Below are 2,906 nucleotides of genomic sequence, written 5' to 3' on the forward strand. Positions count from 1 at the left end.
GCACGCGCCGCTTCGATGGCGGCGTTCAGTGCCAGCAGGTTGGTCTGGTAGGCGATGTCGTCGATGATGCCGATCTTGTGGGCGATCTGCTTCATCGCGCTCACCGTGGCCTTGACCGCTTCGCCGCCTTCGGCGGCTTCGCTGGCGGCCTTGCTGGCCATGCCGTCGGTGATCTTGGCGTTGTCGGTGTTCTGGCCGATGGAAGCCGTCATCTGCTCGACCGAGGCGCTGGTTTCTTCAACGCCCGCGGCCTGCTCGGTGGCGGCCTGGCTCAGCGACTGGGCGGTGGCATTGACCTCGCCGGCCGCATGCATCAGGGTCTCGGCGCTCATGCTCACGCCGGCCACCACTTCGGACAGCTTGGCCACCGTGGCATTGAGGCTGTCGCACAAGTCCTTCAACTGGCCACCGCTGTCGGCATGGGCCGATTGGGTCAGGTCGCCGCCTTCCATCGCCTTGAGCACGCGGGCCACTTCCTGCACCGGCACCACCACGGTGTCCAGCGTCTGGTTCATGCCTTCGATGATGCGGCGGAAATCGCCATGGTGCTGCGTGGCATCGGCCCGCACTTCCAGGCGACCGGCCGCGGCACTGGCGGCCAGGTGCTGCGTGGCCTGGATCAGCGCCTGCAGGTTGGCGCGCACCTGCTCGATGGTCTGGTTGATGAAGGCCTTCTTGCCCGGGAAGCTGTCCAGCGGCGCGCTGAAGTTGCCGCGGCCGAACTCGGCCACGCAGGCCATGGCCTTCTTCTTCACGGCGATGTGGCCGGCCACCATCTGGTTGATGCCTTCGGCCATGGTGCGGAAGTCGCCGGCAAAGCGCCGCGTGTCGATCACCACGTCGATGTCGCCCAGGTCGTGCTCGCGCGACATGTGGTTCAGCTCCGCCACCAGGCCGGTGAGGTTGCCACGCACCTGCTCGATGGTGTCGTTGATGAAGGCCTTCTTGCCCGGCAGCGGCGCCAGCGGCGCGCTGAAGTCGCCCTGCCCGAACTTGAGCACCACGGCCAGGGCCTGCTTCTTGACCGCGATGTGGCTACCCACCAGTTCGTTGACGGTGTGTGCCAGCGCGCGGGCGGGGCCATCGAAGGCGTCGGTGCGCATCACCGCGTCGATGTCGCCGGCCTCATGTTCGCGGGCCATGCGCCCGGCTTCGGACAGCAGCGAGGACAGCACCTGATCGGCCTGTTGCTGGCGGGCCGATGCCTGCGCCTGCAGGCCATGCAGGCGCCAGGCCGTGAAAGCAGCGGCCAGCAGTGCGGTGACTGCGGCCAGCGCCAGCGCGGGTCCCGGGGCCAGCCAGCCGGCCAGCCCGGCCGCGGCAGTGATCAGGGGCAGCAAACTGCAGGCGGCAACGCCCGGCCACAGAGCCGGACGATGAGGAAGGGGTTGGGACATGGCGTTCGCACCTTGTGGTCACCGTACAGCTCGGCTTCAGCCATATCGGCAGCCGTGCGACGCACTTGAGCGCAAATTGCGCCCCCGCCGCTACCGCTGCCGCGCCAGGCGCCCCAGCTCCCACGACAGCCGTGCATTGCGCATCGCTTCGGCCTCGGTCGCGCCCAGGCCCGCCACCTGGCGGTGGCCCTTGAGCCGCACCTTGAAGGGCAGGCGCGGGTCTTCGGTGCGTTCGGTCACCAGGCGCCGGCGCTGGGTCCAGGGGGCAGGCAGCGAAAGATCGATCGGGTCCATGCGCCCACTCTAGAAACGCCACCGGCACGGCGGGCTGACGGCGCGATGACAAGTGCGTCATCTGCGGCGCGGGCCGCGCCAAAGGTGGCCATTGGTCTCAAGGCCCGCCCCACGGGGCCGACATATGTGACACGCCAGACCGGCGTCAGACCGGCTCGGCACCTTTGTTGTTCTTGCAAGGAACCATATGTTGTCCAGATTCAGGATCGGCACCCGGCTGATCACCGGCTTTCTCGTGGTGGCCGGCATCAGCGGTGTGGTGGGGGGTGTGGCGCTGCACAACGCGGCGCGCATGAACGACCTGGCCGAAACCATGTACAGCCATGAGCTGATGGGGCTGTCGCACATCAAGGAAGCCAACATCCAGCTCATCGCCATCGGCCGCGCGCGATCCAACTTTTTGTTGGCCACCACGCAGGAAGAACGGCAGCGCCACCAGGCCGCCATCGCCAAGTACAGCGCCGAAGCCAAGGAGCGCCTGGACCTGGCGCGCCCGCTGTTCGTCACCGACCGGGCCAAGGAATTGTTCGCGGGCGCCTACAAGACCTGGGACGCCTACCAGGCCGACATGAAGCATGCGATGGACCTGGCCGCACGCACCAGGCTGGCCGAACGCAGCGACGAGTTGGTGGCTTCGCTGGCCAACGTGCGCGAAAAGGCCGATGCGCTGGACAGCGTGCTCAGCGAGCTGACCGACCAGAAGGAAAAGCGCGCCCAGGCCGCCATCGACGAGGTGGAAGCCCTTTACGACAGCAGCCGCAACGCCATGCTGGCCGTTGTGGGTGCCGGCGTGTTGCTGGGCGTGCTGCTGGGCGTGCTCATCAGCCGCAGCGTCACCCGGCCGCTGAGCCGCGCGGTGGAGGCCGCCGGCCAGATTGCCAAGGGCGACCTGTCGGTGCGACTGGAGACCAGCGGCCACGATGAAACGGCCCAGCTGCTGCAGGCCATGCAGCGCATGATGCAGGCCACCGGCAGCAGCATCGCCGACGTGGTGCGGGTGACCCGCGCGATGGCCGAAGGCGACCTGCACCAGCGCATCGAGAAGGACTACGAAGGCGTGTACGTGGAGCTCAAGACCTACGTCAACCAGAGCTGCGAACAACTGGGCCGCGTGGTGGCCGACGTCAACTCGGTGGCCGAGGCCCTGGCCAGCGCCTCGGAAGAGGTGAGCGCCACCGCGCAATCGCTGAGCCAGGCCTCCAGCGAACAGGCCGC

General features: G+C 67.8%; 3 protein-coding genes. 1 reads left to right on the plus strand and 2 read right to left on the minus strand.

Annotated elements, in window-relative coordinates; translation table 11 throughout:
* Together ABNT58_RS26995 and ABNT58_RS27000 are read right to left on the minus strand one after the other, a co-directional pair.
* Positions 1 to 1,103: methyl-accepting chemotaxis protein (locus ABNT58_RS26995; protein WP_348756466.1), on the minus strand; the 1,103-nt coding region annotated here is incomplete at its 3' end.
* Positions 1,104 to 1,487: 384 nt separating this feature from the next.
* The gene (locus ABNT58_RS27000; protein ID WP_348756464.1) at positions 1,488 to 1,691 is read right to left on the minus strand and encodes a hypothetical protein; all 204 of its coding nucleotides are present in this window, start codon (positions 1,689 to 1,691) and stop codon (positions 1,488 to 1,490) included.
* 190 nt (positions 1,692 to 1,881) lie between these two features.
* Here ABNT58_RS27000 and ABNT58_RS27005 point away from each other — a divergent pair.
* Positions 1,882 to 2,906 (plus strand): methyl-accepting chemotaxis protein (locus ABNT58_RS27005; protein ID WP_348756465.1); only part of this gene is annotated, 1,025 nt, incomplete at its 3' end.

The sequence above is a fragment of the uncultured Aquincola sp. genome, from assembly GCF_964001545.1.
GTDB lineage: Bacteria > Pseudomonadota > Gammaproteobacteria > Burkholderiales > Burkholderiaceae_C > Aquincola.